The organism is Gammaproteobacteria bacterium (genome assembly GCA_035279405.1).
Lineage (GTDB): Bacteria > Pseudomonadota > Gammaproteobacteria > Natronospirales > REEB76 > REEB76.
This window is the reverse complement of sequence record DATEHU010000051.1, coordinates 1-1067: the sequence shown is the minus strand read 5'-3', so window position 1 is coordinate 1067 and position 1067 is coordinate 1. Positions and strand designations below refer to the sequence as shown.

The 1067-nt window shown below is 59.4% G+C and carries 2 protein-coding genes; both read right to left on the bottom strand.

All coding sequences use genetic code 11. The annotated features are described in order from the left end of the window. Positions 1-14: 14 nt before the first annotated feature. Positions 15-521 carry an IS630 family transposase gene (locus tag VJR90_10850; GenBank protein ID HKV97970.1) on the bottom strand — a complete coding sequence of 169 codons (507 nt, stop codon included), beginning with the start codon at positions 519-521 and terminating at the stop codon, positions 15-17. Positions 522-553: 32 nt separating this feature from the next. After that, the coding region (locus tag VJR90_10845; GenBank protein HKV97969.1) for a helix-turn-helix domain-containing protein at positions 554-1067 on the bottom strand (514 nt) is incomplete at its 5' end.

Below are 1067 nucleotides of genomic sequence, written 5' to 3'. Positions count from 1 at the left end.
ATACCAATTCTACATCAGAGTGAGTTGACGATATAGGGGAACGAGGTGATGGAACGAACGAGTTTGGGATTCCGCGCGAGGTAGAGGATGGCACGTTGGAGCTTGACGCGGACGGCATCCATGGATTTGAGCGCGTAGTTCTTGAAGATTTTTTCGCGGATTTCATCCCAGATGTTTTCTTTTGGATTGAGCTCGGGCGAATAGGGCGGAAGATACAGGAGCGTGATGTTGCGGGGAATGTTGAGGTCGCCGCATCGGTGGTTGGGCGCGCCGTCGAGAACCAGCAGGATGTCTTGCCGAACAAACCTGCGCGCCAGCACTTGAAGGAAGGCCTGGAAGCTAGCCGTATTCGAGGTCGGCATGATCAAATAGACGCAAGTGCCGTCCTTGGGCGAGACCGCGCCGTAGAGATAGATGTATTGGCGGATGAGCTGCGCGGCCACAGCGGGCCGCGTGCCAAGCGGCGCCCAGCAGGACCGGATGCGGTTCATACGGCCGAAGCGTGCTTCATCGGCAAACATGATGCGCAGCCGCCGCCCACGCCGCGCCTTCCTTACAGCATCAGGAAAGCGGGTTTTTTAAAAGCATGCTGCGCCGCAAGGTCGCGCTTGGGATGAAACGGGCGTGGCATCAGCTTACGCCAGTCGTGCCGGTGCAGCAGGTTGTAGACCGTGCTGTCGCTGGTGGCGTGTCCGATCGCTTTCTCGTAGGCGGCCTTGAGATCATGGATATTCAGCATCTCGCCGGCGCCGGCGGCTCTGGCAAAGCGCGCCAGCAAGGCCTTTTCCTCGGCCACCGTCATGTTCTCGTGTTTGCGTCCGCCATTCGGCCTAGGCTTGAGCGCGGCAATGCCGCCGTGGTCAAAGGCCATGTGCGCGCGGTTCACCGTGCTCAGCGACACGCCCATTGCCGACGCAATTGCTGGCTGCGCCATGCCACTCTCACGCAACAGTACCATCTGGATGCGTTGGCGCTGCGCTGCCGGTATTTTCCACCGCAGCGCAGTTTTCAGCCGCCGTACCTCGGTTTTGCTGCATTTGGCCATCTGTTCCCCCGAATCAGATGGA